We start from the raw sequence: 20,943 nt of genomic DNA on the forward strand, positions 1-20,943 counted from the left end.
ACGCTCCTCATCGATCCGCCGATGTAGGCGGCCGCCCGGCTGGTATCAACCGCTTGCCCCGAGTCCGGCAAGGCTTTGCCTTATCAAGTTTTCTGGCACGGGCATGAGTTTCGGCCCGTCGGTCCAGATCAGCGCCGCCTCGATGCGGCGGCCGGGGAAGACCTCGGCCAGCACCGCCCAGTAGATCGCCATCTGGCGCAGATAGGCCGGGTCGGCGGCCTCGATGGTCGCGGGCGAGGGGCGGTTGGTCTTGAAGTCGGCCACCAGCACCCGGTCGGGCAGCACCACCAGGCGGTCGATGCGGCCGGAGACCTTGAGGCCGGCCGGTAGGGCGGCGGCGGAGCCGGCGATGGCCACCTCGGCGCGGGAGCCCTCGCCGAACACCTCGGCGAAGCGGGGATCCTCGAGCACCGAGAGCGCCGCGGCGGCCATTTCGGAGGCTTGAGCCTCGGTGAGATCGCGCTCGCGGCCGAGCAGGGCCTGGGCGCCCGGCGCGCGGCGATCCGCCGGCAGATCGGGCAGCAGCTGCAGGAGCTTGTGGATCAGGTCGCCGCGCCGGAAGCGGCCCAGCCCGCCCGAGGCGGCCAGCGGCGAGGGGGCGGCGACGCGCGCGCCCTCGCCCAGGTCCGAGGGCGAGGCGTAGCGGCCGAAGGTCTCGGCCGGGGCCGCCTCGCGGGTCCAGGCGGGCAGCCCCACCGTCGCGGCGGCCGACGCGGGCGCCGCGAGGCGGCCCGTCGGATCGGGGCCGTAGCGCAGGATCTCCATGCCGCCGCAGGCCACCGTGCGGACCCGCGGGGCGACGCCGTCGTGGCCCAGGGCGTCGCGCACCGCGCCCCACCAACCCTTGAGCTTGGCCTCGTCGGCGCGCTTGGGCAGCCGGCCGCAAAGGATGAGACGGTCGCGGGCCCGGGTGAGGGCCACATAGAGCAGGCGGTAGGCCTCGTCCTCCTCGCGTTTGGCGCGGCGCGCGCGGGCCGCGGCGGAGGGCTCGCAATCGCGATCCTTGGCGCCACACCAGAGGAATCCGCCGTCTTCCGTCTCCATCAGGGGCGAGCCGCGGGCGGCTTGGGAGAGCGTGGTCTCCGGCAGGATGACGATCGGCGCCTCCAGGCCCTTGGCGCCATGGGCGGTCATCACCCGGACCTCGTCGCGCGCCGCCTCCATCTCGCGCTTCACGGTGATCGACAGGCCGGCGAAGTCGAAGGCCAGCCGCTCCAGGTCGTGCACGCCGCGCGCCTCGGCGGCCATCACCTGGGCGAGGAACTCATCCAGCGCGTCCTGCGCCTCGGCGCCCAGCCGGCGGAGCAGGCGCGCGCGCATGGACCGGCCCGCCGCATCGGTCAGGCCCATGACCCGGCCGTAGAACTCGAAGGGCCTGCGGGTCGCCGCCTCGGCGATGACCGCGCTGAGGAAAGCGGTGGCCGCCCCCCACTCCGGCTGCTCGCCGGCCCGGCGCTGCAGGCGGTCCCACAGCGGCTCGTGCTTCCGGCCATGGGCGAGGTCGTAGAGGCTGTCGTCGCTCACGTCGCAGAACGGGCTGCGCAGCAGAGCCGACAGGGTCAGCTCGTCGCCCGGGAACAGGGCGAAGCGGGCGAGCCCCAGGAGGTCGTCGAAGACGATGTGCTCGGAGAGCGCGAGGCGGTCGGCGCCGGCGACGGGGATGTTCTCCTGCTTCAGCGCCCGCAGGATCTCCTCGAAGAGGGCTCGCCTACGGCGCACCAGGATCAGCACGTCGCCGGGCTTTGCGGGCCGCCAATCCTTCAGGTCCTTGTCGTAGACCCCGTCGCCGCGGGCGATCAGGTCGCGGATCTCGCAGGCGATCTTGCGGGCGAGCGTGCGGGTGGCGCTGTCCTCGGGCCGGGCGTCCAGCGGGGCGTCCCAGGCGCGGCGCTCGGGAACCTCCGGCTCGGCCTCCAGCGGCCAGACGTCGACGCAGCCGGCGTGGGCGGCGCGATAGGGGGCGACCTCGTGGCGGACCGGCTCGGGCTGGGGCCGCGGCTGGATCGCGGCCGATAGCTCGGCGGGGGCGAAGACCGCGTCGACGAAGGAGAGGACTTCCGGCGTCGAGCGCCAGGAGGTCAGGAGATCGACCCGATGCAGCTCCCGCCGCGCGCCGGCAGCGCGCGCCAGATGGGCCTCGAACTGCTTGATCAGCAGATCGGCCTGGGCGCCCTGGAAGGAATAGATCGACTGCTTCTCGTCGCCGACCACGAACAGGTTGCGCGCCAGCTGGCCGGTCCGCGCGCGCCCGGCCCCGGCAAAGAACTCGTCGGTGAGGGCGTCGACGATCCTCCACTGGTCAGGGGCGGTGTCCTGCGCCTCGTCCAGCAGGATGTGATCGATGCCGCCGTCGAGCTTGTAGAGCACCCATTGGGCCGCCGCGCTGTCGCGCAGCAGGTGGCAGGCCTTCTCGATCAGGTCGGTGAAATCCAGGGCGCCGGCGAACCGCTTCTCGATCCGGTAGGCCTCGAGATAGGCCGCGGCGAGGGCGAGCGCATGGGCGCTGTCCTCGGCCACCTGGGCGGCGCGGATATATTCGCGCAGTTCGTCCAGCCGCGCCTGCTCGCTGAGCAGATAGGCCCGAAGCGCCGGATGGGCGTCGAAGCACCGGGTCGCCGCGAACCAGTCGGCTTCCTTGCCGTCGCCGCCGTCGGTGAACATGGCCGCGAAGGCGGTCTCGATGGGCGCGTCGGGATCGTCGGCGACGGCGCGCAGCCGGGCGGCATAGGTCTGGTCGCGCTTGCCGCCCGCATCGGCGACCTCGGCGGCGGCGCGCCACTGGTCGCGGCGGATGCGGGCCGCGCCGTCCTGCGCAAGCGCTGCCACCGTGGTCGGAGCGTCGAACCCGCAGGCGGTCCAGACCCAGGCCCTGGCGCCGGCCAGGCCGCCTTCGCGCTGGAAGAAGCCGGCGAGCGCGCCGCGGCGGGCCTCGAAGGCGCCGAACATCGCCTCGAAGGCCTGGAAATCCAGGGCGATGGACATCCGGGCATAGGCCTCGGCGACCTCGCCGCCTTCCTTGCCCAAGAGGGGCGCCATGGCGTGGCGGGCGACGTCGCGGCGGGCGGCGGCGGCCACGGCGGCGCTGGCCGCATCGTCCATCACCCTGAAGCCCGGCGAAACCCCGGCCTCCAGAGGGAAGCGGCGCAGGAGCTTCTCGCAGAAGGCGTGGATGGTCTGGATCTTCAGGCCGCCGGGGGTCTCGAGGGCGCGGGCGAACAGGGCGCGGGCCTCGGACAGCCGGGCCTCGTCGCGCGGGTCGATCGGCTGGCCGACCAGCGCCGTGAGCCGTTCTGCGAGCGTCTCGCCGGCCATCACCGACCAGTCGCCGAGCTGTTCGTAGAGGCGGCGCTGCATCTCGGCGGCGGCCGCCTTGGTGTAGGTGACGCACAGGATGGTCTCAGGCGCGGCGCCGGCCAGCAGCAGGCGCGCCACGCGGTCGATCAGGGTCTTGGTCTTGCCGGAGCCGGCATTGGCGGTGACGAACACCGACAGGGTCGGGTCGGCGGCGCGGGCCTGGGGATCGCGGCGGTCGGCGGCGCGTGTGGGGGTCGGGGCCTCGGTGAGGCTCATTCCTCAGCCCCTTCGCCGCTGGTGGACCACTCGAAGACGCGCGCCAGGTGGTCGTAGTCGGAAGCGTACTGGCGCACGAACTGCGGGGCGGTGCGCGAGATGTAGCCGTGGGCCGGGTCGCGGTAGTGGGCGACCAGCCGGGCGAGGCCGGCCAGGGCCTCGTCGACCGCGGCCTGGCTTTCCAGGACCTTCTTGCCGTCGGCGCCCGGCGCGGCGCGGACCTCCTCGCGGCCGGCGGGCCTGCGGCCGGTGACTTCGAGGTAGGTGAGCTCGCCCGGCTCCGCGGCGGGCAGCCCTTCGAAGCCGCCGAGACGCAGGATGGCCGCGGTCAGGGTGAGCTGCGGCGAGAAGCCGAACTCGACCATCTTCTTCGACGGCGCGTGGCCGGTCTTGAAGTCGAGCACATGGCCCAGGCCGTCGGGCCCGATTTCGATGCGGTCGGCCTTGGCGGCGAGGGTGAAGTCCTCACCGTCGATCTTCAGGGTGATCTCGCCGGTCGCTTCCACATGGATCTCGCGGCCGTCCGCGCGGCGCCGCGCCTCCAGGTCGGCCACCCAGCGGGCGGCCTCGCCGGCCAGGGCCGCCTCGCGGGCCAGCGCCTCGGCGGGCACGCCTTCCTCGCGCAGGGCCTCCAGATAGAGGCTCTCGAAGCGCCCGGCGGCGTCGGCGGGAAGCGCCTCGGGGAAGCTTCTGGCGAACCGCTCGAAGGCCAGGTGGATGGCCGTGCCCCGGGCCCGCGCGTCGATCGCCTGGTCGGGCCGGTCGAGCGCGCGCAGCTGCAGGATGTCGCGCGCCCAGACCGCATAGGGATCGCGCGTCAGGGCCTCGATGCGGGTGACGAACAGCTTGGTCGGACGCTCGGCCACAGGCGGCCTCGGCGCGGGGCGCGGGGCGGGCTCCGGCTTGCCGCCGGCGTCGAGGGTCCGGGCCCAGGCGAGCACATCGGCGCGGCCGGGGATGGCGGCCTGGGCGCCGTGGGCGAGGGTCTCCAACCGCCAGAGCCAGCGGGACTTCACCGAGGGCGCGCCCTCCCGGCGCTCGGTGTGCAGCAGGACCACCTCCGGCGCGCAGGCGGCCTGGGCGAAGTCGTGGGCGGCGAGGCCGATGCGGCGCTCGGGCGAGGGCAGGCCCAGCTCGCGCCGCATGGGCCGCGACAGAAAAGGATCGAGCGCCGCGGGGCGGGGCCACACGCCCTCTTCCAGGCCGGCCACGACCAGCCGGTCGGCGCGCACGAGGCGGGCCTCGATGGCGCCCAGGATGCGCAGGCGCGGATGGGTGGCGCCGCCGGAGCGCACCGTCTCGCCGTCCATCAGCCGGGCCAGGAGGTCGGCGAAGGCGCGGGGCCCGGCGGCGGGCAGCCGCCGGTCGGCGATCAGGGCGGCGAGCAGCCGGGCCATGGCCTCCCCGCCGTGGCCCGCCCAGAGGTCGCCGGTCGATCCGGCGTCGTCGACCGCCACGGCCTCCATGGCGGCGGCCAGGCGGCGGGCGGCGGCGGCGGGCGCATCGGCTTCGGCGGGCCAGGCGAGGCCTTCGACAAGGGCTTGCAGCCGAGTGGCGAGATCGATGGCGTCGTCGGGCGCCTTGGCTTTCGCCAGCCGGGCGGCGAGCTGGTCCCAGCTCTGCGGGCGGGCGCCGCGCAGGCCATGGCGTTCCACGCCCGCCGCGGCGGCCGCCAGCCGCTGCGCCGGCCAGCCGAACCGCGCATAGGGATGCTTGACGAGGCCGAGCAGGGCCACGGGGTCGAGGGGATCTAGGGCGGCGCGGGCGACCAGGCCCGCCAGCACGCCGCAGCGGCGCCCGGCCAGGGCCTCGCCCACCGAGGAGTCCGGGATCACGCCCCAGCGCGCCAGCTTGGCGGTGACCCGGCGAGCCAGCGCCTGGTCGGGGGTGACCAGGGCGGCGGTCCGCTCGGGCGTCTCCAGGGTTTCGCGCAGCAGCAGAGCGGCGGCTGTGGCCGCTTCCTCCTCGGTGCGGGCGCTGACCAGCGAGAGGCCGGCGAGGCCGGCGGCGATCTCGTCGACGCCGGTCCGGTCGCCGCGCGCCTTGAGATCGGCGATCACCCCCAGCCAGTCGGAGGTGCGGTCGGCCGGGCGCAGCGCCTCGTTGACGATCCGCTGGCGGGCGCCGCGGGTGGCGTCGAGCTCGAAGGACGCGGGCCATTCCTCGACGGAACGGCGATCCACGCCGGCTTCGGCCAGCAGTCGCTTCAACGCGCCCTGCGGATGCTGGTCGCCCACCTCGGCCCAGGCGGTGTCGTCGAGGTCCTGATCGAGGCCCGGCAGCACGACGCAGCCCTGAGGCGCGGCGGCGATGGCGGTCAGCAGGGCGCGGGTGGCCGGCGCCGTGCCGGTGGAGCCGGCCGCGATCAGCACGCCGCTCGGCGGGCGCTCGGTCCAGGCCCCGGCCAGGCGGCGCAGCAGGGCGACGCGGCGGGCGCTGACGTCGGCGAGCCCCAGGACTTCGAGCCGGGCGGGCCAGGCGACGATGGCGGCTTCCAGGAAGATGCGGCTGACCTGCCAGTGCTCGGCGAGGTCGGCGGCGACCAGGGTCTCGAGCTTGCCGGCGAGGTCGACCTCCTCGATCTGGGCGCTATCGAAGAAGCCGCCGAGCGCGTCGGCGAGCTCCAGGGCGGCGGGCGCGGTGAGGTCGCGGTTCAGGTGATGGGCGTGGTCGGCGACCAGCCGGGTGAGTTCGAACCTGCGGGCGAGGGGCTCGATCGCCGCGGGCAGGTCGAGCACCAGGTCGCCGGGCTCGAAGGGCGGCTCGCCCTCGTCGAGGTCGCCCAGCGGGCGCATCTGCGGCGGCAGGACGGCGCGGCCGCCGGCGGCGGTGACGAAGGCGTCGGCCAGGGCCCGGGCGCCGCGGCGCGTCGGGGTCAGGACGGTGGCTTGGGAGAGGGCTTCAGGGCCGAGCGGGCCGAGCGCCTCGTGCAGGCCCCGCGCCAGGTCCTGCACGAAGGGCCGGTGCGCCGGGATGTTGAACCAGCGCGGCGCGGGGCGATCAAGGAAGCCCGGAAGGCTGTCCCGCGGGCTCACGTCAGCTCCTTGAGCCTCGCCTCGGCCGCGTCGCGGGCGGCGGGGTCGCCGACGTGCATCCAGAAGGCGTTCATGGCCGCCCCGTAGAGCCGGCCCTCCGACTGCAGGCGCCGCCAGGTGGGATAGATGCTGAAGGCGCCCGTGGGCGGGCCGTCCAGCGCGCGCGGAGTCATGATCCCGAAGCCGACGTTGGCGAAGGGCGTGACCACGTCGGGAGAGGTGGAGTGGGTGAGCCGGCCGTCAGCGTCCATGAAGAAGCCCTGCGGCCCCTCGAAGCCGAGGCCGTGGCCGCGCTGCACCAGCAGCAGGACCAGATCCATGCGGCCTGCGTCCCAGGCGGCCTTGAGCGTCTCCAGCGCCGGCTGACCGTCCTCCAGCCACAGGCTGTCGATGTTGGCGAGCAGGATGGGCGCCTCGCCCAGCAGCGGCCGGGCGTGCTGGATGCCGCCGCCGGAGTCCAGCAGGGCCGCCCGCTCGTCGGAGATCAGGATCTCGAGGTCCCGGCGCTTCGCCAGGTGGGCTTCCACCTGGTCGGCGAAATGGTGGACATTGACCACGGCGCGCTCGACGCCGGCCTCGGCCAGGCGGTCCAGCACGTGGTCGATCAGCGGCTTGCCGGCCACCTCGACGAGGGCCTTGGGCCGGTGGTCGGTGAGCGGGCGCATGCGCGTGCCGAGCCCGGCCGCCAGCACCATGGCCGTCCGGATGGCGGGGGCGGCGGCGGCGGTCATGCCCGGGCCTGCGCCGGGACGTGGCGGTCGAACCAGGACTTCAGGTCCGCCAGCGCCGGGTCGGTCAGGTTGCGTTCGAGGTAGCGCCAGGTGCGCGGCATGTAGGCCTTGTACTGCGAGCGGCCGAGCAGCGCTTGCCTCGCAAACACCCGGCCCAGGATGCGCGCGGCGTTGGCGGCGGCGAGCGCCCGGTAGTCGGCCAGGAACGCCGGCGCGTCGAGGCCGGGCCGCGCGGCGAGATAGCGGTCGAGCATGGCCGCCTCCAGCCCCGGGTCGACGTCGCGGCGGGCGTCCTGCAGGAGATGCGTCAGATCCCAGGCCGGGTGTCCGCGAAGGGCGTCCTGGAAGTCCAGCAGGCCGACCCGGCCGGCCCCGGAGCGCTCGGGCAGCCAGAGCAGGTTCTGGGCGTGGTAGTCGCGGTGGGTGAAGACGGTCGCGCCCGCCTCGCCGCGCACCCAGACCGGCGCCCAGAGCGCATCCCATTCGGCGACCGCCGCGGTATCGAACTCGGCCAGGCCGGAGAACCTCGGCCACCACTCCAGGAAGGTGTCGGTCCCGACCTTGAGGGCCAGGGTGTCGTAGCTGAGCAGCGGCCAGGCCGCGGCCCTGGCGGTCAGCACGGCCGGCGGCGCGGCGGCATGCAGCACCACCTGCACCTCGACGGCGGCTTCGTAGAGCGGGCCTTCCGGCGCGCCCTGGGCGATCAGGGTGGCGTAGAGGCCGTCGCCCAGGTCCTCCAGCACCGCCAGGCCCTCGGCGATGTCGTAGGCCGGAATCCGCGGCGCCGAGAGGCCCAGGGACCGCAGGTATTCGGCGACGGTGACGAAGGCGGCGACCGAGCCCGCGGCCAGTCGCGAGGCGGCGTTATAGCCCAGGGCCAGGCGCTCGGCGTCGCTGGCGCCCGGGGGACAGACCGCGCTCTCCAGGGCCGGGGGCTGGTCCATGAAGACGAAGCTCTCGCCCGAGGCCAGGCGCAGGCGTTCGTAGAGCCGCGTCGAGGCGTCGCCGCCCATCGGCTCGCGCACCGCCGCCCCGAAGCCCGCGGCCTCGAGGAACGCCCGCTTCAGGGCTTCACGATCCAATTGCCTGGCCGAACTCAAGCTTGCGTCCCTTCCAGGCGCCGTGGGGGACCAGTCGCACGGACCGCCCCGGATCATCGAGCGCGATCTCTACATCGAGTCGATCCTGCGGCAGCCGACCCCCGAGCCGCTCCGGCCACTCGATGACCGCGGCCCCGTCGTCCAGCGCCTCGTCCAGACCGATCTCATAGGCTTCGTCCGGGTTCGAGAGCCGATAGAGGTCGAAGTGGGCGACACGCAGTCGCGCCCCTTCGTAGAACTGCACGAGGGTGAAGGTCGGCGAGGGGACCTCCTCGGTGGGGGTGGTGAGCGCGCGGACCAGGGCGCGGGCCAGCGTCGACTTGCCGGCGCCCAGGGGGCCGGAGAGGCAGACGGCCTCACCCGGCTGCAGCATCGCGGCGATGGCGACGCCGAGCCGGGCCGTGGCGGCCTCATCGGCGAGGATCATGCGAAGGCCCGGCCCGGATCGACCGGCAGGACGCGCTCGACATGGTGCTTCAGGCGCAGCGCCACCTCGGCGGCTTCGCCGGCCAGGGCCTCGGGCGGGATGGGGGCGCCGAGGGTCAGGGTGAACTGGCGGCCCTGCTTGTTGAGCAGTTCGTGGAACAGGGTGACGTCGCGCAGCTCCGGCGAGAAGTTGTTGAAGAAGTGGAACAGGGCCGACCAGGGTCCGGCGACATGCAGCGGCGTGACCGGCGCGCCCTGGCGGCGGGCCAGCGACACCGCGGTGGCCGCCCAGGGCGGATCGGTGAGCTGGCCATCGGCGCCGCGCCGGGCCAGCCGGCCCGAGGGGAAGATCACCAGGCAGCGCTCGGCGTCCAGGGCCTCGTGGGTGCGCTGCAGCGTCAGCCGCGTGCGCTCGCGGGTGCGCTTGGCCTCCACCCATTCCACGGGGATCAGCACCTCCTCCAGGCGCGGGGCGACCCGGTGGGCGTCGGAGTTGGCGTAGAAGCAGATGTCGGGGCGGACGGCCTTCAGCGCGTCATAGACCGCGACGCCGTCGGCGATGCCCGTCGGGTGGTTGCAGACCACCACCAGGCGTCCCGCGCGGGGCACGCGCTCCAGGCCCTGGACCCCCACCTTCAGGGCCAGGAGGTCCGAGACAAATTCCAGCGCCTCGCGCCCTGCCATGAACTGGATCGCATCGGCCATGCGCCGCGCCTTGGCGTAGTCCAGCAGGCGGTAGAGCATCGGCCGCACGATCGGCCAGGCGGGCGAGGCCGAAAGCTTGGGCGCGCGCTCCTCGATCAGCACGTCGATGATGTGCTTCTCCGCGCCGGCGCGGGGCAGGACCTGGGCGGGCGAAACGGCCGTCATGAGCGTCAGGATGCCCCGCGCCGCACGAGGCGAGCAAGCCGCTCTAGTCGGACGGCGACTCTCGTCCTAAAACGCGCGCCATGCGTGACATCACCCACTTCATCGACGGCGCCTCAGTCGCCGGGACGAGCGGTCGGTTCTCCGACATCTTCAACCCCAACACCGGCGAGGTGCAGGCCCGCGTGGCGCTGGCCAGCGAGGCGGAGGTCGGCAAGGCCGTGGCCTCGGCCCTGCGGGCCCAGCAGACCTGGGCCCTGGTCAACCCGCAGCGGCGGGCCCGCGTCATGTTCGACTTCAAGCGGCTGGTCGAAGCCAATATGGACCAGCTGGCCGAGATGCTGTCCGCCGAGCACGGCAAGGTCATCGCCGACTCGAAGGGCGACGTGCAGCGCGGCCTGGAGGTCATCGAGTTCGCCTGCGGCATCCCGCATGCGCTGAAGGGCGAATACACCGAAGGCGCCGGACCGGGGATCGACGTCTATTCCATGCGCCAGCCGCTGGGCGTGGCGGCGGGCATCACGCCGTTCAACTTCCCCGCGATGATCCCGATGTGGATGTTCGGCATCGCCATCGCGGTGGGCAACTCCTTCATCCTGAAGCCCTCGGAGAAGGACCCGAGCGTGCCGATGCGGCTGGCCGAGCTGATGATGGAGGCCGGCGCGCCGAAGGGCGTGCTGAACGTGGTGCACGGCGACAAGACCGCGGTCGACGCCATCCTCGACCACCCGGACATCAAGGCGGTCAGCTTCGTCGGCTCCTCGGACATCGCGTCCTACGTCTATTCGCGCGGCACGGCGGCGGGCAAGCGCGTGCAGGCCATGGGCGGGGCCAAGAACCACGGGATCATCCTGCCCGACGCCGACCTGGAGCAGGCGACCAAGGACATCATCGGCGCGGCCTATGGCTCGGCCGGCGAGCGCTGCATGGCCCTGCCGGTGGTCGTCCCGGTCGGCAAGCAAACCGCCGACGAGGTCCGGGAGCGCGTGCTCGCCGAGATCGACAGCCTCAAGGTGGGCGTCTCGACGGACGCCGCGGCGCAGTACGGCCCGGTGGTCACCGCCGCCCACAAGCAGCGGATCGAGGACTACATCCAGATGGGGGTCGACGAAGGCGCCGAGCTGGTCGCCGACGGACGGGGGTTCAAGCTTCAGGGCTACGAGAACGGCTTCTTCATCGGCCCGACCCTGTTCGACCAGGTGAAGCCCACGATGCGCACCTATCAGGAGGAGATCTTCGGGCCGGTGCTGCAGATCGTCCGCGCCGAGACCTTCGAGGAGGCGCTCGAGCTGCCCTCGTCGCACCAGTACGGGAACGGCGTCGCCATCTTCACCCGCAACGGCCGCGCGGCCCGCGAGTTCGCCGCCCGCGTCAACGTCGGCATGGTGGGCATCAATGTGCCGATCCCGGTGCCGGTCGCCTACCACACCTTCGGCGGCTGGAAGCGCTCGGCCTTCGGCGACGTGAACCAGCATGGCATGGAAGGCGTGCGGTTCTACACCAAGGTGAAGACGATCACCGCTCGCTGGCCCGAGGGCTCGGTCGAGGACTCAGCCTTCGTCATCCCGACGATGAAGTAAGCCCATGGGCCGCCTCAAGCTCTGGGCCTCGATTTTCCTGATCCTGGCGGTCTGCGTCGCCGGGGTCTGGGCGCTGTGGAACTTCGAGCTGCGCTGGCGGCCCAAGACCATCACCCGTCATCAGGCCGAGATCTCGGCCTTGCTCCAGGCCTCGGGCTGGGTTTCCGGCGGCGGCAAGGGGGCGAAGCTCTATGTGCTGGCGCCGCATGCCTGCGCGGGTTGCGACGGCCTGCGCGCCGACCTGCTGCCCGGCTTGCGCGATCGCGGCGTCGACACCCGGGTGATCGCGCTGGCCCCGGTCGACGCCAACGGCCAGGCGCAGTCGACCCCGGCCGAACGGGCCACGGTGGCGCAGCTGTGGATCGCCCGCGACCGCGGCCTGCTCGATCGCTGGGAGAAGGCGCCGGCGGCGGGCTGGACCGCGCCGGGCGTGCCTGCGGCCGACGGCGACATGGGGCGCACGGCCATCGTTGAGAGCGGTCGCCAGGTGGTCGCGCGGCTGACGCCGCTGCTCAAGGACAACGGCGTCAGGTTCGCCTACCCCATCCTCGTCTGGTGGAACGGCAAGGGCGAGATGCGCGCCTGCGCCTGCCAGGCGCCGCAGACCTGGCGATTCGTGCGGCGTGAGGTCGGCGGCTGAGCCGCGCCTAGGTCCGCCGGCTGACGATGTCCTTGTTGAGCTGACGGGTCTTGGCGCCCTGGCCGCGCTCGGCCTCGGTCTTCAGCCCCCGCCGCGAGGGGGTTTCGTCGGTCTCGATGTCCTCGTCGAGGAGTCCGTCCGGCTCGCCGGGGGAGCGCTGGGCGTCGAGTTCCCTCTGCCCCACGCCCAACCCTTGCGTCTCGGCGCGGTTGGCCTCGGGGGTGGAGGTGCGGAAGGTGCGATCGTCTTGAGCCATGGCGGGTCTCCTTCTGCCTATGGTCCCAACCCTCAGGCGCGCGCCCCGTTCCTTGCATGGCCGGCTCAGCCCGGCTAGGCGGGGAGGCGATGGCCTCCGCCCTGCAAGCCGCCTACGACAAGCGCCTGGCCAAGGGCGAGATCGCCGCCGATCCCGGGCAGCAGGCGGGGCTGCAGGCGCTGCTGCGGCTGGAGGCCGAGCTCGCCGACCAGCCGGCGGCGGGCGGGCTGACGCGGCTGTTCCGCAAGGCGGCGGAGACGGCGCCGCGCGGCGTCTATCTCTGGGGGCCGGTGGGGCGGGGCAAGTCCATGCTCATGGACCTGTTCTTCGAGGCCGCGCCCACGACCTCGAAGCGGCGGACCCACTTCCATCTCTTCATGGGCGAGGTGCATCGGCTGATCGACGCCTGGCGCAAGGGCGACGCGGCGGCGCGCAAGGCCCGCTTCGGCCAACACAAGGGGGACGACCCGATCCCGCCCCTGGCCGACGTGGTGGCGGGCGAGGCGCGACTGCTGTGCTTCGACGAATTCCAGGTCACCGACATTGCCGACGCCATGATCCTGGGTCGGCTGTTCGAAGCGCTGTTCGCCCGCGGCGTGACCCTGGTCGCCACCTCCAACCGCCATCCCGACGAGCTCTACAGGAACGGCCTCAACCGCCAGCTCTTCCTGCCGTTCATCGACCTCCTGACGTCGAAGGTCGAGGTCGTCGAGGTGGCCGGCGCCAAGGACTACCGGCTCGACCGGCTCCGCGCGGCCGGGACCTGGTTTTCGCCCGCCGACCCGGACAACCAGCGGACCTTCGAGGCGCTGTGGCGCGACATGCTGGGCAAGGACGAGGAACGCGGCGCGACGATCGAGGTGCTGGGCCGCAAGATCACCCTGCCCCACGCGGCCGGCGGCATGGTGCGGGCGAGCTTCGCGAGCCTCTGTTCGGTCGCGCTTGGCCCCAACGACTACCTGGCGATCGCCGAGGCCTTCCACACGGTGTTCCTTGAGGACGTGCCGAAGCTGACGGCCAACCGGCGGGAGGAGGCGCGGCGGCTGGTGATCCTGATCGACGCCCTCTACGAGGCGCGCGCCCGGCTGATCGTGCTGGCCGAAGCGGAGCCCTTCCAGCTCTATCCGGAGGGTGACGGCGCCTTCGAATTCGAGCGCACGGCGTCACGCCTGCAGGAGATGCGCTCGGCGGACTGGCTAAACGAGGTGGCCTAGCCCGCCCTCTGCCAGGCGCCCCGCGCTTGTTGCGTCCGCCCCTTCGCCCGTAAGCTTCGCCGAAATGGGAGGCTAACCAAGATGTCCAGGACGCTGTCGCGCCGCCGCCTGCTTGAAGCGCTGGCCGCAACCCCGTTCGCCGCCGCCGGCTTTCCGGCGCTGGCGCAACTGCCGATGGCCACGCCACGATCGCTTGGCTTCTCGCCGGCGGGCCTGAAGGCCATGGACGACCAGTTCCACGCCCTGGTCGATCAGCAGAAGCTGGCCGGCGTCGTCACCCTGGTCGCCCGGCACGGCAAGGTCGCCCATCTGGACGCCTACGGGAAGCTCAACGCCGCCGAGCCCGCCCCGGTGAAGCCCGACTCCATCTTCCGCATCGCGTCCATGACCAAGCCCACCATCGGAACGGCGATGATGATGCTGTGGGAAGAGGGCAGGTGGAAGTTCGACGACCCGGTCTCCAAGCACATCCCGGAATTCGCGGGCCTGAAGGTCAGGGACGCCAGCGGCTCCCTCGTGGACCAGACGTCCCCGATGCTGATGAAGCAGCTGGTCAGCCATTCCGCCGGCTTCGACCGCTCGGCCGGCTACGCAGGCGCGAAGCTGCAGGAGAGCGATCTGCAGGGCATGATCGACAAGCTGGCCAAGTTGCCGCTCGCCTTCCAGCCGGGCACCGACTGGCGCTATGGACCGAGCGTCGACATCCAGGGCTACGTCGTCCAGAAGCTGTCCGGCCAGCGGCTCGACCACTTCATGCAAAGCCGCCTGTTCGGTCCGCTGGGCATGGCCGACACCGGCTTCTACGTCGATCCGTCCAAGGTCGCCCGCTGCGCCGCCATCCACGTCTACAAGGACGGCAAGGTCGTCCCGCAGAGCGCCACCAACAACGTCCGCACATCGCCGCCGCAGTTCCTCTCCGGCTCCGGCGGGCTGGTCTCGACGGCGCCGGACTATTTCAGGTTCACCCAGATGATCCTGAACGGCGGTCAGGCGGGCGGCCGACGCTACCTCAAGGCTGACACGGTCAGGCTGATGCACACCAACCTCTTGAATCCGGGCGTCAACGTCACCCTCTACAGCCCCGACACCCGCGGCCTCGGCTTCGGCGTCGACTTCGCCATCGTCATGGACCAGGCGGCCAATCACACCAGCCAGGCGCAGGACAGCTTCTACTGGGGCGGCGCGTTCGGGACCTGGTTCTGGATCGATCCGGACCACGACATGATCGTCATCGGCATGGTCCAGAACCTGAACGGATCGACGCCGGGACAGGGCACGCCGCCGAACCGCGAGATCAGCGCCAAGGCCGTGGCCGCGGCTCTGACCGATCCCAAGGGCTGAAGATCGGAGCCTCACCCATGGCCAAGCCTGCCGCCAAGGCGCCGCCGGAACAGGTGGCGCAGTACGAGGCCCTGATCGCCGGCCTGTCGGACGTGGAGCGCAAGGGCGCCGCCTTCCCCTACACCGCCGTGAACGGCAACATGTTCTCGATGCTCACGGCGGAGGGGATGCTGGCGCTACGCTTGCCCCCAGCTGAACGAGAAGCTCTGCTGGAGGCGCCCGGCGCGCGGCTTCAGGTGTCGTACGGCGTCGTCCGGCCGGAATATGTCGAGGTTCCGGCGGGGGTGTTCGCCGACACCGGGCGCATGGCGCGCTTCGTCGCTGCGAGCTACGCCTATGCCAAGTCGCTGAAGCCGAAGGCCACCACGCGCCCAAAGAAGCCCTAGGCCCTGAGGCTCTCCACCAGCTGCCGCGCATAGGGGCGGAGCTCCGCCTCGGCGCGGACGACGATGGTCAGCTCGCGCAGCGCCCAGTCGTCGGTGAGGTCGACGACGCCCAGGGCCATGGTCTTGACGGCCCGCGCCGCGGTGGTCTGGGGGACGATGCCGACGCCCACGCCGCATTCCACCAGGCGGCAGACCGCGTCGAAGCTGCGCAGCTGGACGCGCAGGCGCAGCGGCCGGCCTTCGCGCGCGGCGCGGGCGGCGAGGAAGCGCTGCAGGGAGCTGGAGCGCTCAAGCCCCACGAACTCGAAGTCCAGCACCTCGGCGAAGCTGACGGACGGGCGGCGCGCCAGCGGATGGTCGGCGGCGGTGACCACCACGAAGCGGTCGGAGCGGAACGGATAGGTGACGAGGGCGCCCACGTCGACGGTGCCGGCGACGATGCCAATGTCGGCGACGCCTTCCGCAACGAGGCCGACGATCTCGTCCGACAGCCGCTCCTCCAGGTCGACGCTGACCTGCGGGTGCGCGGCCAGGAAGGACGACAGCGCCTCGGGCAGGAATTCGGTGAGGGCGTTGGTGTTGGCCAGCAGCCGCACCTCGCCGCTCATGCCGCCGGCGAAGGCGCCGAGGTCTTCCTTCAGCCGCGCGCTCTGGGCCAGCATGGTCCGCGCGTGCTTGAGGAGCGTGCGGCCGGCCTCGGTGGGGGTGACGCCCTGCCGCGAGCGGGTGAGCAGCGGCGCGCCCAGCGCCTCCTCCATCCGTCGGACGCGGGTCGAGGCGGCGGCCAGCGCCAGGGCGGCCTTCTCCGCGCCGGCGGTGATGGAGCCGGCGTCGACCACGTCGCAGAACAGCTTCAGGTCGATCAGGTCGTAGCGCATCCTGGGCGCATCCTTCGCCTTTCGCGAAGGAAGACTACAGCAAACACGCATTGCCGTCAGGGCCGAAACGGCGTTCAAGGTTCGGCGTTGGCGAAGGGCGGCAGGTGGTCGTCCGGCCTTCGTTGACAGCTCCGGGCGCGGGTCTAAAAGCGCCGGGTCGATGCGGACGCGGGAGCCTGAAGACCATGAGCGACACGACCAAGGTCCCTCGCGAACGGCCGCTGTCGCCGCATCTGTCGATCTGGCGCTGGCACATCACCATGGCCACCTCGATCCTGCACCGGGCGACCGGCGTCGCGCTCTATGTCGGCGCGCTGATCGGCGCGGCCTGGGCGATCTCGCTGGCGCGGGGGCCGGAAACCTACGCCAACTTCAAGCACCTGCTGGGCTCGCCGCTCGGCAAGGTCGTGATGTTCGGCCTGACGCTCAGCTTCTTCTACCACCTGGCCAACGGCGTCCGGCATCTGGTGTGGGACATCGGCAAGGGCTTCGACCTGAAGACCGCCAACGCCACCTCCATCGTGATCTTCGCCTTCGCGGCCGCGGCGAGCGCCGCCGTCTGGGCCATCGCCGCCATGACCGGAGCGCTCTGAAGATGGTCAGCTATCGCACGCCGCTGGGCCGCGCCCGCGGCCTCGGCTCCGCCAAGCACGGCGTCGGCCACTGGATCTCCGAGCGGGTGGGGGCCGTGGCCCTGATCCCGCTGACGCTGTGGGGCGTGTTCGGGGTCCTGAGGCTGGCCGCTGGGGACTATGGCGCGGCGGTCGCCTGGGTCTCCGATCCGCTGAACGCCACGCTCATGGTGCTGCTGTTCGTCATCAGCTTTTGGCACATGCAGTCGGGGCTGCGCGTGGTGATCGAGGACTACATCCACGTGACGCTGAACAAGAGCGCCCTGCTGATCCTCAACCTCTTCGTCTGCGGGCTGGCCGGGGCGCTGGCCGTCTTCTCGATCCTGAAAGTCGCGCTCGGAGGCGCTGTCTGACCCATGCCGACGGCCAAGGCGACCCCCAAGGCGGCTCCCAAGACGGCCCCAAAGGGGACCTACGAATTCATCGACCACAAGTACGACGTCGTCGTGGTGGGCGCCGGCGGCTCGGGCCTGCGCGCGGCGCTGGGCTGCGCCCAGGCGGGCCTGAAGACGGCGTGCATCTCCAAGGTCTTCCCGACGCGCTCCCACACGGTGGCGGCGCAGGGCGGCATCTCCGCCAGCCTCGGCAACATGAGCGAGGACGACTGGCGCTGGCATATGTACGACACCGTCAAGGGCTCCGACTGGCTCGGCGACCAGGACGCCATCGAATACATGGTCAGGAACGCGCCGGCCGCGGTCTATGAGCTGGAGCACTGGGGCGTGCCGTTCTCGCGGACGCCGGAGGGCAAGATCTACCAGCGGGCCTTCGGCGGCATGACCCGCAACTACGGCGAGGCGCCGATCCAGCGCACCTGCGCGGCGGCCGACCGCACCGGCCACGCCATGCTGCACACCATGTATGGGCAGTCGCTGGCCCACGACACCGAGTTCTTCATCGAGTACTTCGCCCTCGACCTGATCATGGACGAGGGTGTGTGCCGCGGCGTCACGGCCTGGAAGCTGGACGACGGCACCCTGCATCGTTTCCAGGCGCAGCTGGTGATCCTGGCGACCGGCGGTTACGGCCGCGCCTACTTCTCCTGCACCAGCGCCCACACCTGCACCGGGGACGGCAACGCCATGGTGCTGCGCGCCGGCCTGCCGCTGCAGGACATGGAGTTCGTGCAGTTCCACCCGACGGGGATCTACGGCGCCGGCTGCCTGATCACCGAAGGCGCGCGCGGCGAGGGCGGCTATCTGACCAACTCCGAGGGCGAGCGGTTCATGGAGCGCTATGCGCCGTCGGTGAAGGACCTGGCGCCGCGCGACATGGTCAGCCGCGCCATGACCATCGAGATCCGCGAGGGCCGCGGGGTGGGGCCGAAGAAGGACCACATCTTCCTGCACCTCGACCATCTGGATCCGAAGGTGCTGGCCGAGCGGCTGCCGGGGATTTCCGAGAGCGCCAAGATCTTCGCCGGCGTCGACGTGACCAAGGAGCCGATTCCGGTGCTGCCGACGGTGCACTACAACATGGGCGGCATCCCCACGAACTTCTACTCCGAGGTGGTCACCAAGACGGGCAAGAACCCCGACCAGGTGGTGCCCGGCCTGATGGCGGTGGGCGAGGCGGCCTGCGTCAGCGTCCATGGCGCCAACCGGCTGGGTTCGAACTCGCTGATCGATTTGGTGGTGTTCGGCCGCTCTGCGGCGCTGCGCGCGGCCGAGACGATCAAGCCAGGCGACAAGCAGCCGGAGCTGAGGCCCGAGATGACCGAGGCCCACCTGGCCCGCTTCGACCGGCTGCGCAACGCCAATGGCAAGACCTCGACCGCGGCGCTCAGGCTCGAGATGCAGATGTCGATGCAGGAGGACGCCGCGGTGTTCCGCACCGGGGCGAGCCTGACGTCGGGCGTCAAGCGGCTGGCCGCCGTGCACGCCAAGCGCCAGGACCTGGCGGTCACCGACCGGGGCCTGGTCTGGAACACCGACCTGATGGAGACCCTGGAGTTCGACAACCTGTTCGGCCAGGCGGCGGTGACCGTGGGCGGGGCGGTGAACCGCACCGAGAGCCGCGGGGCCCATGCCCGCGAGGACTTCCCCGACCGCGACGACAAGACCTGGATGAAGCACACCCTCACCTGGTTCGACGACGCCACCGGCAAGGTGAGGATCGACTACCGCCCGGTGCACTCCTTCACCATGACCAACGACATCGCCTACATCCCGCCGAAGGCCCGGGTGTACTGATCCATGAGCGAGGTCGCCGAAGCTCCGATCACCTGGTTCCACTCGCACGCCTTCCCCGACGGCGCGACGACGGCGGGGATCAAGCCGGCGGAGGTGCTGGCCAAGGAGGCCGAGGCGATCTTCGCGCCCGGCGTGGCCGGCAAGAGCGTCCTCGATATCGGCGCCTGGGACGGCTATTTCTCGTTCGAGGCCGAGCGGCGCGGCGCGGCCCGCGTGCTCGCCACCGACCACTTCTGCTGGTCGGGCCCGGGCTGGGGCACCAAGGCCGGCTTCGACCACGCCCACAAGCGCTTCAAGTCGAAGGTCGAGAGCCTGGACATCGACGTTCCCAAGATTTCGCCGGCCACGGTCGGGACCTTCGACGTCGTGCTGTTCCTGGGGGTGCTCTACCACGTGAAGGACCCCTTCGCGTCGCTGGAGCAGGTGGCCTCGGTGACCGGTGAGATGATGGCCGTCGAGACCGAGAGCGCCTTCGACCCCTTCCCCTGGCCGCTGATGCGCTTCTACGAGGGGACCAGCCTCAACAACGACCCGACCAACTTCTGGGCGCCCAACAAGGCCTGCCTGGAGGCGATGTTCCGCGAGCTTGGATTCAAGCGCACCGAGATCAAGCGGCACCCGTGCGTGCGCCCGAGCTGGCGCCACCCGGATCTCTACTGGAAACGCAACCGCGTCATCATGCACGCCTGGCGCTAAGGACGAACCGATGGTCCAGCTTACGCTTCCGAAGAACTCCAAGGTCACCAAGGGCCGCCACCATCCGGCGCCGGACGGCGCCAAGCGGGTGAAGACCTTCCGCGTCTATCGCTACGACCCCGAGGGCGAGGCCAACCCGAGCTGGGACACCTATGACGTCGACGTCGACGCCTGCGGGCCGATGGTGCTGGACGTGCTGATCCACATCAAGAACACCATGGACGCCAGCCTGGCGTTCCGGCGGTCCTGCCGCGAGGGCGTCTGCGGCTCCTGCGCCATGAACATCGGCGGCCGCAATACGCTCGCCTGCACCCACGGCTGGGCGGAGATCCCGGGCAAGGAGTGCCAGGTGGCGCCGCTGCCCAGCATGCCGGTCTTGAAGGACCTGATCCCGGACCTGACCATCTTCTACGCCCAGTACGCCTCCATCGAGCCGTGGCTGCACACCAAGACCCCGGAGCCGCAGAAGGAATGGCTGCAGTCGCCGGAGGACCGCGAGAAGCTCGACGGCCTCTACGAGTGCATCCTGTGCGCCTGCTGCACCACCTCGTGCCCCAGCTACTGGTGGAACGGCCAGAAGTACCTGGGTCCGGCCGCCCTGCTGCAGGCCTACCGCTGGCTGGTGGACAGCCGCGACGAGGCCACCGGCGAGCGGCTCGACGACCTCGAGGACCCGTTCAAGCTCTACCGCTGCCACACCATCATGAACTGCGCCCAGGTCTGCCCCAAGGGCCTGAACCCCGCCAAGGCCATCGCCGAGGTCAAGAAGATGCTGGCCGACCGGGTGGTGTGACCCGCCTGGCCGCTCTCGCTACGCGGGCGGTAACGAGCCGGGCCTGAACAGCGCCTCGAGCCCGGCGATGACGTCCTCGATCAGCTCACCGCGGACCGCGGCGCTGCCGGCGAGCGACGCCGCGCCATGGCTGGCCGCCCAGATCGCCAGGGTGACATCGTCTGTCGCCGAGGGCGCCCGGCCTGCCAGGGCGGCCACCTCGGCGACGATGCGGCGGAGCACGTCCAGGACCGCCTCGCGCGCCTCGACGACCTGCGGCAGGCCCGCGATGTCCTCGTCGAACATCAGGGAGAAGAGGGCGGGCTCGCGGACGGCGAAATGGAAATAGACCGTGGCCCAGCCGCGGAGGCGCCGCCCCTCGCCGGCCTCGCCGTCGGCGCGCATGAGCTCCAGGCGCAGCTCCTTGAAGCCGCCGGCGGCGACCACGCCCAGCAGCGCCGCCTTGCTGTCGTAGTGGTGGTAGAGCGAACCGGCCGTGATGCCCGCCCGCGCGGCCAGGGCCCGCAGGTTCAGGTGCTTCAGGCCGCCTTCGTCCAGCAGCTCGCGCGCCTCGCGTATGAGGCGGCCGGGCAGGTCTCCCGCATGGTATCGGCGCCGTTCGGACAT

Annotated in this window: 19 protein-coding genes; 10 read left to right on the forward strand and 9 right to left on the reverse strand. The window is 71.6% G+C overall.

The window, feature by feature from the left end:
* Window positions 1-45: 45 nt before the first annotated feature.
* The 6 genes from addA to VGT80_RS18045 are packed head-to-tail and all read right to left on the reverse strand — an operon-like array spanning window position 46 to window position 9,732.
* Window positions 46-3,570 (reverse strand): double-strand break repair helicase AddA, encoded by a 3,525-nt coding sequence (addA, locus tag VGT80_RS18020; protein ID WP_327458034.1) that lies wholly within the window; start codon window positions 3,568-3,570, stop codon window positions 46-48.
* Window positions 3,567-6,605, reverse strand: a complete 3,039-nt coding sequence (gene addB, locus VGT80_RS18025; RefSeq protein ID WP_327458035.1) for a double-strand break repair protein AddB — start codon at window positions 6,603-6,605, stop codon at window positions 3,567-3,569. The genes addA and addB overlap by 4 nt, the downstream gene beginning before the upstream one ends.
* Entirely contained in the window at window positions 6,602-7,336 is a 735-nt protein-coding gene (locus VGT80_RS18030) for a nucleotidyltransferase family protein (protein ID WP_327458036.1), read from the reverse strand. The genes addB and VGT80_RS18030 overlap by 4 nt, the downstream gene beginning before the upstream one ends.
* Window positions 7,333-8,418 (reverse strand): N-acetylmuramate/N-acetylglucosamine kinase AmgK, encoded by a 1,086-nt coding sequence (gene amgK, locus VGT80_RS18035; RefSeq protein WP_327458037.1) that lies wholly within the window; start codon window positions 8,416-8,418, stop codon window positions 7,333-7,335. Before amgK ends, VGT80_RS18030 begins: the two co-directional genes overlap by 4 nt.
* The gene (tsaE, locus tag VGT80_RS18040) at window positions 8,408-8,863 is read right to left on the reverse strand and encodes a tRNA (adenosine(37)-N6)-threonylcarbamoyltransferase complex ATPase subunit type 1 TsaE (protein WP_327458038.1); all 456 of its coding nucleotides are present in this window, start codon (window positions 8,861-8,863) and stop codon (window positions 8,408-8,410) included. The genes amgK and tsaE overlap by 11 nt, the downstream gene beginning before the upstream one ends.
* Window positions 8,860-9,732 (reverse strand): 1-acyl-sn-glycerol-3-phosphate acyltransferase, encoded by an 873-nt coding sequence (locus tag VGT80_RS18045; protein WP_327458039.1) that lies wholly within the window; start codon window positions 9,730-9,732, stop codon window positions 8,860-8,862. The genes tsaE and VGT80_RS18045 overlap by 4 nt, the downstream gene beginning before the upstream one ends.
* A gap of 80 nt (window positions 9,733-9,812) precedes the next feature.
* Here VGT80_RS18045 and VGT80_RS18050 point away from each other — a divergent pair, with 80 nt between their 5' ends.
* Together VGT80_RS18050 and VGT80_RS18055 are read left to right on the forward strand one after the other, a co-directional pair.
* Complete coding sequence (locus VGT80_RS18050) at window positions 9,813-11,309, forward strand: CoA-acylating methylmalonate-semialdehyde dehydrogenase (RefSeq protein ID WP_327458040.1); 1,497 nt, start codon at window positions 9,813-9,815, stop codon at window positions 11,307-11,309.
* A 4-nt stretch (window positions 11,310-11,313) separates the two neighbouring features.
* Window positions 11,314-11,949, forward strand: a complete 636-nt coding sequence (locus tag VGT80_RS18055; RefSeq protein ID WP_327458041.1) for a hypothetical protein — start codon at window positions 11,314-11,316, stop codon at window positions 11,947-11,949.
* 7 nt (window positions 11,950-11,956) lie between these two features.
* Here VGT80_RS18055 and VGT80_RS18060 read toward each other — a convergent pair whose 3' ends face one another.
* Complete coding sequence (locus VGT80_RS18060) at window positions 11,957-12,205, reverse strand: hypothetical protein (RefSeq protein ID WP_327458042.1); 249 nt, start codon at window positions 12,203-12,205, stop codon at window positions 11,957-11,959.
* Window positions 12,206-12,294: 89 nt separating this feature from the next.
* Here VGT80_RS18060 and zapE point away from each other — a divergent pair, with 89 nt between their 5' ends.
* From zapE to VGT80_RS18075, 3 genes are all read left to right on the forward strand, one after another.
* Window positions 12,295-13,419 (forward strand): cell division protein ZapE, encoded by a 1,125-nt coding sequence (gene zapE / locus VGT80_RS18065; RefSeq protein WP_327458043.1) that lies wholly within the window; start codon window positions 12,295-12,297, stop codon window positions 13,417-13,419.
* An 81-nt stretch (window positions 13,420-13,500) separates the two neighbouring features.
* Complete coding sequence (locus VGT80_RS18070; protein WP_327458044.1) at window positions 13,501-14,760, forward strand: serine hydrolase domain-containing protein; 1,260 nt, start codon at window positions 13,501-13,503, stop codon at window positions 14,758-14,760.
* A gap of 17 nt (window positions 14,761-14,777) precedes the next feature.
* Complete coding sequence (locus VGT80_RS18075) at window positions 14,778-15,146, forward strand: TfoX/Sxy family protein (RefSeq protein WP_327458045.1); 369 nt, start codon at window positions 14,778-14,780, stop codon at window positions 15,144-15,146.
* Here the strand turns inward: VGT80_RS18075 and VGT80_RS18080 are convergent.
* Window positions 15,143-16,024: a LysR substrate-binding domain-containing protein gene (locus VGT80_RS18080; protein ID WP_327458046.1), complete on the reverse strand. Its 882-nt coding sequence runs from the start codon at window positions 16,022-16,024 to the stop codon at window positions 15,143-15,145. The two genes, VGT80_RS18075 and VGT80_RS18080, sit on opposite strands and share 4 nt — an antisense overlap.
* Before the next feature lie 185 nt (window positions 16,025-16,209).
* On the opposite strand from VGT80_RS18080, the gene sdhC reads away from it, so the two are divergent.
* The 5 genes from sdhC to VGT80_RS18105 are packed head-to-tail and all read left to right on the forward strand — an operon-like array spanning window position 16,210 to window position 20,337.
* Window positions 16,210-16,617, forward strand: coding sequence for a succinate dehydrogenase, cytochrome b556 subunit (gene sdhC / locus VGT80_RS18085; RefSeq protein WP_327458047.1), 408 nt, complete (start codon window positions 16,210-16,212; stop codon window positions 16,615-16,617).
* Between the two features lie 2 nt (window positions 16,618-16,619).
* Complete coding sequence (sdhD, locus tag VGT80_RS18090; protein ID WP_327458048.1) at window positions 16,620-17,009, forward strand: succinate dehydrogenase, hydrophobic membrane anchor protein; 390 nt, start codon at window positions 16,620-16,622, stop codon at window positions 17,007-17,009.
* Window positions 17,010-17,012: 3 nt separating this feature from the next.
* Window positions 17,013-18,848, forward strand: a complete 1,836-nt coding sequence (gene sdhA, locus VGT80_RS18095) for a succinate dehydrogenase flavoprotein subunit (protein WP_327458049.1) — start codon at window positions 17,013-17,015, stop codon at window positions 18,846-18,848.
* 3 nt (window positions 18,849-18,851) lie between these two features.
* Window positions 18,852-19,544 (forward strand): class I SAM-dependent methyltransferase, encoded by a 693-nt coding sequence (locus VGT80_RS18100; protein ID WP_327458050.1) that lies wholly within the window; start codon window positions 18,852-18,854, stop codon window positions 19,542-19,544.
* A 10-nt stretch (window positions 19,545-19,554) separates the two neighbouring features.
* Entirely contained in the window at window positions 19,555-20,337 is a 783-nt protein-coding gene (locus VGT80_RS18105; RefSeq protein ID WP_327458051.1) for a succinate dehydrogenase iron-sulfur subunit, read from the forward strand.
* A gap of 18 nt (window positions 20,338-20,355) precedes the next feature.
* On the opposite strand, the gene VGT80_RS18110 is transcribed toward VGT80_RS18105, so the two are convergent.
* Window positions 20,356-20,943 (reverse strand): TetR/AcrR family transcriptional regulator, encoded by a 588-nt coding sequence (locus VGT80_RS18110; RefSeq protein ID WP_327458052.1) that lies wholly within the window; start codon window positions 20,941-20,943, stop codon window positions 20,356-20,358.

The sequence above is a fragment of the Phenylobacterium sp. genome, assembly GCF_035944335.1.
GTDB lineage: Bacteria > Pseudomonadota > Alphaproteobacteria > Caulobacterales > Caulobacteraceae > Phenylobacterium.

Excerpts from the sequence above, each read along its gene's own strand:
- VGT80_RS18070 (WP_327458044.1), top strand. The coding sequence starts at position 13,501 with ATGTCCAGGACGCTGTCGCGCCGCCGCCTGCTTGAAGCGCTGGCCGCA.
- VGT80_RS18050 (WP_327458040.1), top strand. The coding sequence starts at position 9,813 with ATGCGTGACATCACCCACTTCATCGACGGCGCCTCAGTCGCCGGGACG.
- VGT80_RS18060 (WP_327458042.1), bottom strand. The coding sequence starts at position 12,205 with ATGGCTCAAGACGATCGCACCTTCCGCACCTCCACCCCCGAGGCCAAC.
- VGT80_RS18080 (WP_327458046.1), bottom strand. The coding sequence starts at position 16,024 with ATGCGCTACGACCTGATCGACCTGAAGCTGTTCTGCGACGTGGTCGAC.
- sdhC (WP_327458047.1), top strand. The coding sequence starts at position 16,210 with ATGAGCGACACGACCAAGGTCCCTCGCGAACGGCCGCTGTCGCCGCAT.
- sdhD (WP_327458048.1), top strand. The coding sequence starts at position 16,620 with ATGGTCAGCTATCGCACGCCGCTGGGCCGCGCCCGCGGCCTCGGCTCC.
- zapE (WP_327458043.1), top strand. The coding sequence starts at position 12,295 with ATGGCCTCCGCCCTGCAAGCCGCCTACGACAAGCGCCTGGCCAAGGGC.
- tsaE (WP_327458038.1), bottom strand. The coding sequence starts at position 8,863 with ATGATCCTCGCCGATGAGGCCGCCACGGCCCGGCTCGGCGTCGCCATC.
- addA (WP_327458034.1), bottom strand. The coding sequence starts at position 3,570 with ATGAGCCTCACCGAGGCCCCGACCCCCACACGCGCCGCCGACCGCCGC.
- VGT80_RS18055 (WP_327458041.1), top strand. The coding sequence starts at position 11,314 with ATGGGCCGCCTCAAGCTCTGGGCCTCGATTTTCCTGATCCTGGCGGTC.
- VGT80_RS18100 (WP_327458050.1), top strand. The coding sequence starts at position 18,852 with ATGAGCGAGGTCGCCGAAGCTCCGATCACCTGGTTCCACTCGCACGCC.
- VGT80_RS18045 (WP_327458039.1), bottom strand. The coding sequence starts at position 9,732 with ATGACGGCCGTTTCGCCCGCCCAGGTCCTGCCCCGCGCCGGCGCGGAG.
- VGT80_RS18105 (WP_327458051.1), top strand. The coding sequence starts at position 19,555 with ATGGTCCAGCTTACGCTTCCGAAGAACTCCAAGGTCACCAAGGGCCGC.
- VGT80_RS18075 (WP_327458045.1), top strand. The coding sequence starts at position 14,778 with ATGGCCAAGCCTGCCGCCAAGGCGCCGCCGGAACAGGTGGCGCAGTAC.
- VGT80_RS18030 (WP_327458036.1), bottom strand. The coding sequence starts at position 7,336 with ATGACCGCCGCCGCCGCCCCCGCCATCCGGACGGCCATGGTGCTGGCG.
- VGT80_RS18110 (WP_327458052.1), bottom strand. The coding sequence starts at position 20,943 with ATGTCCGAACGGCGCCGATACCATGCGGGAGACCTGCCCGGCCGCCTC.
- sdhA (WP_327458049.1), top strand. The coding sequence starts at position 17,013 with ATGCCGACGGCCAAGGCGACCCCCAAGGCGGCTCCCAAGACGGCCCCA.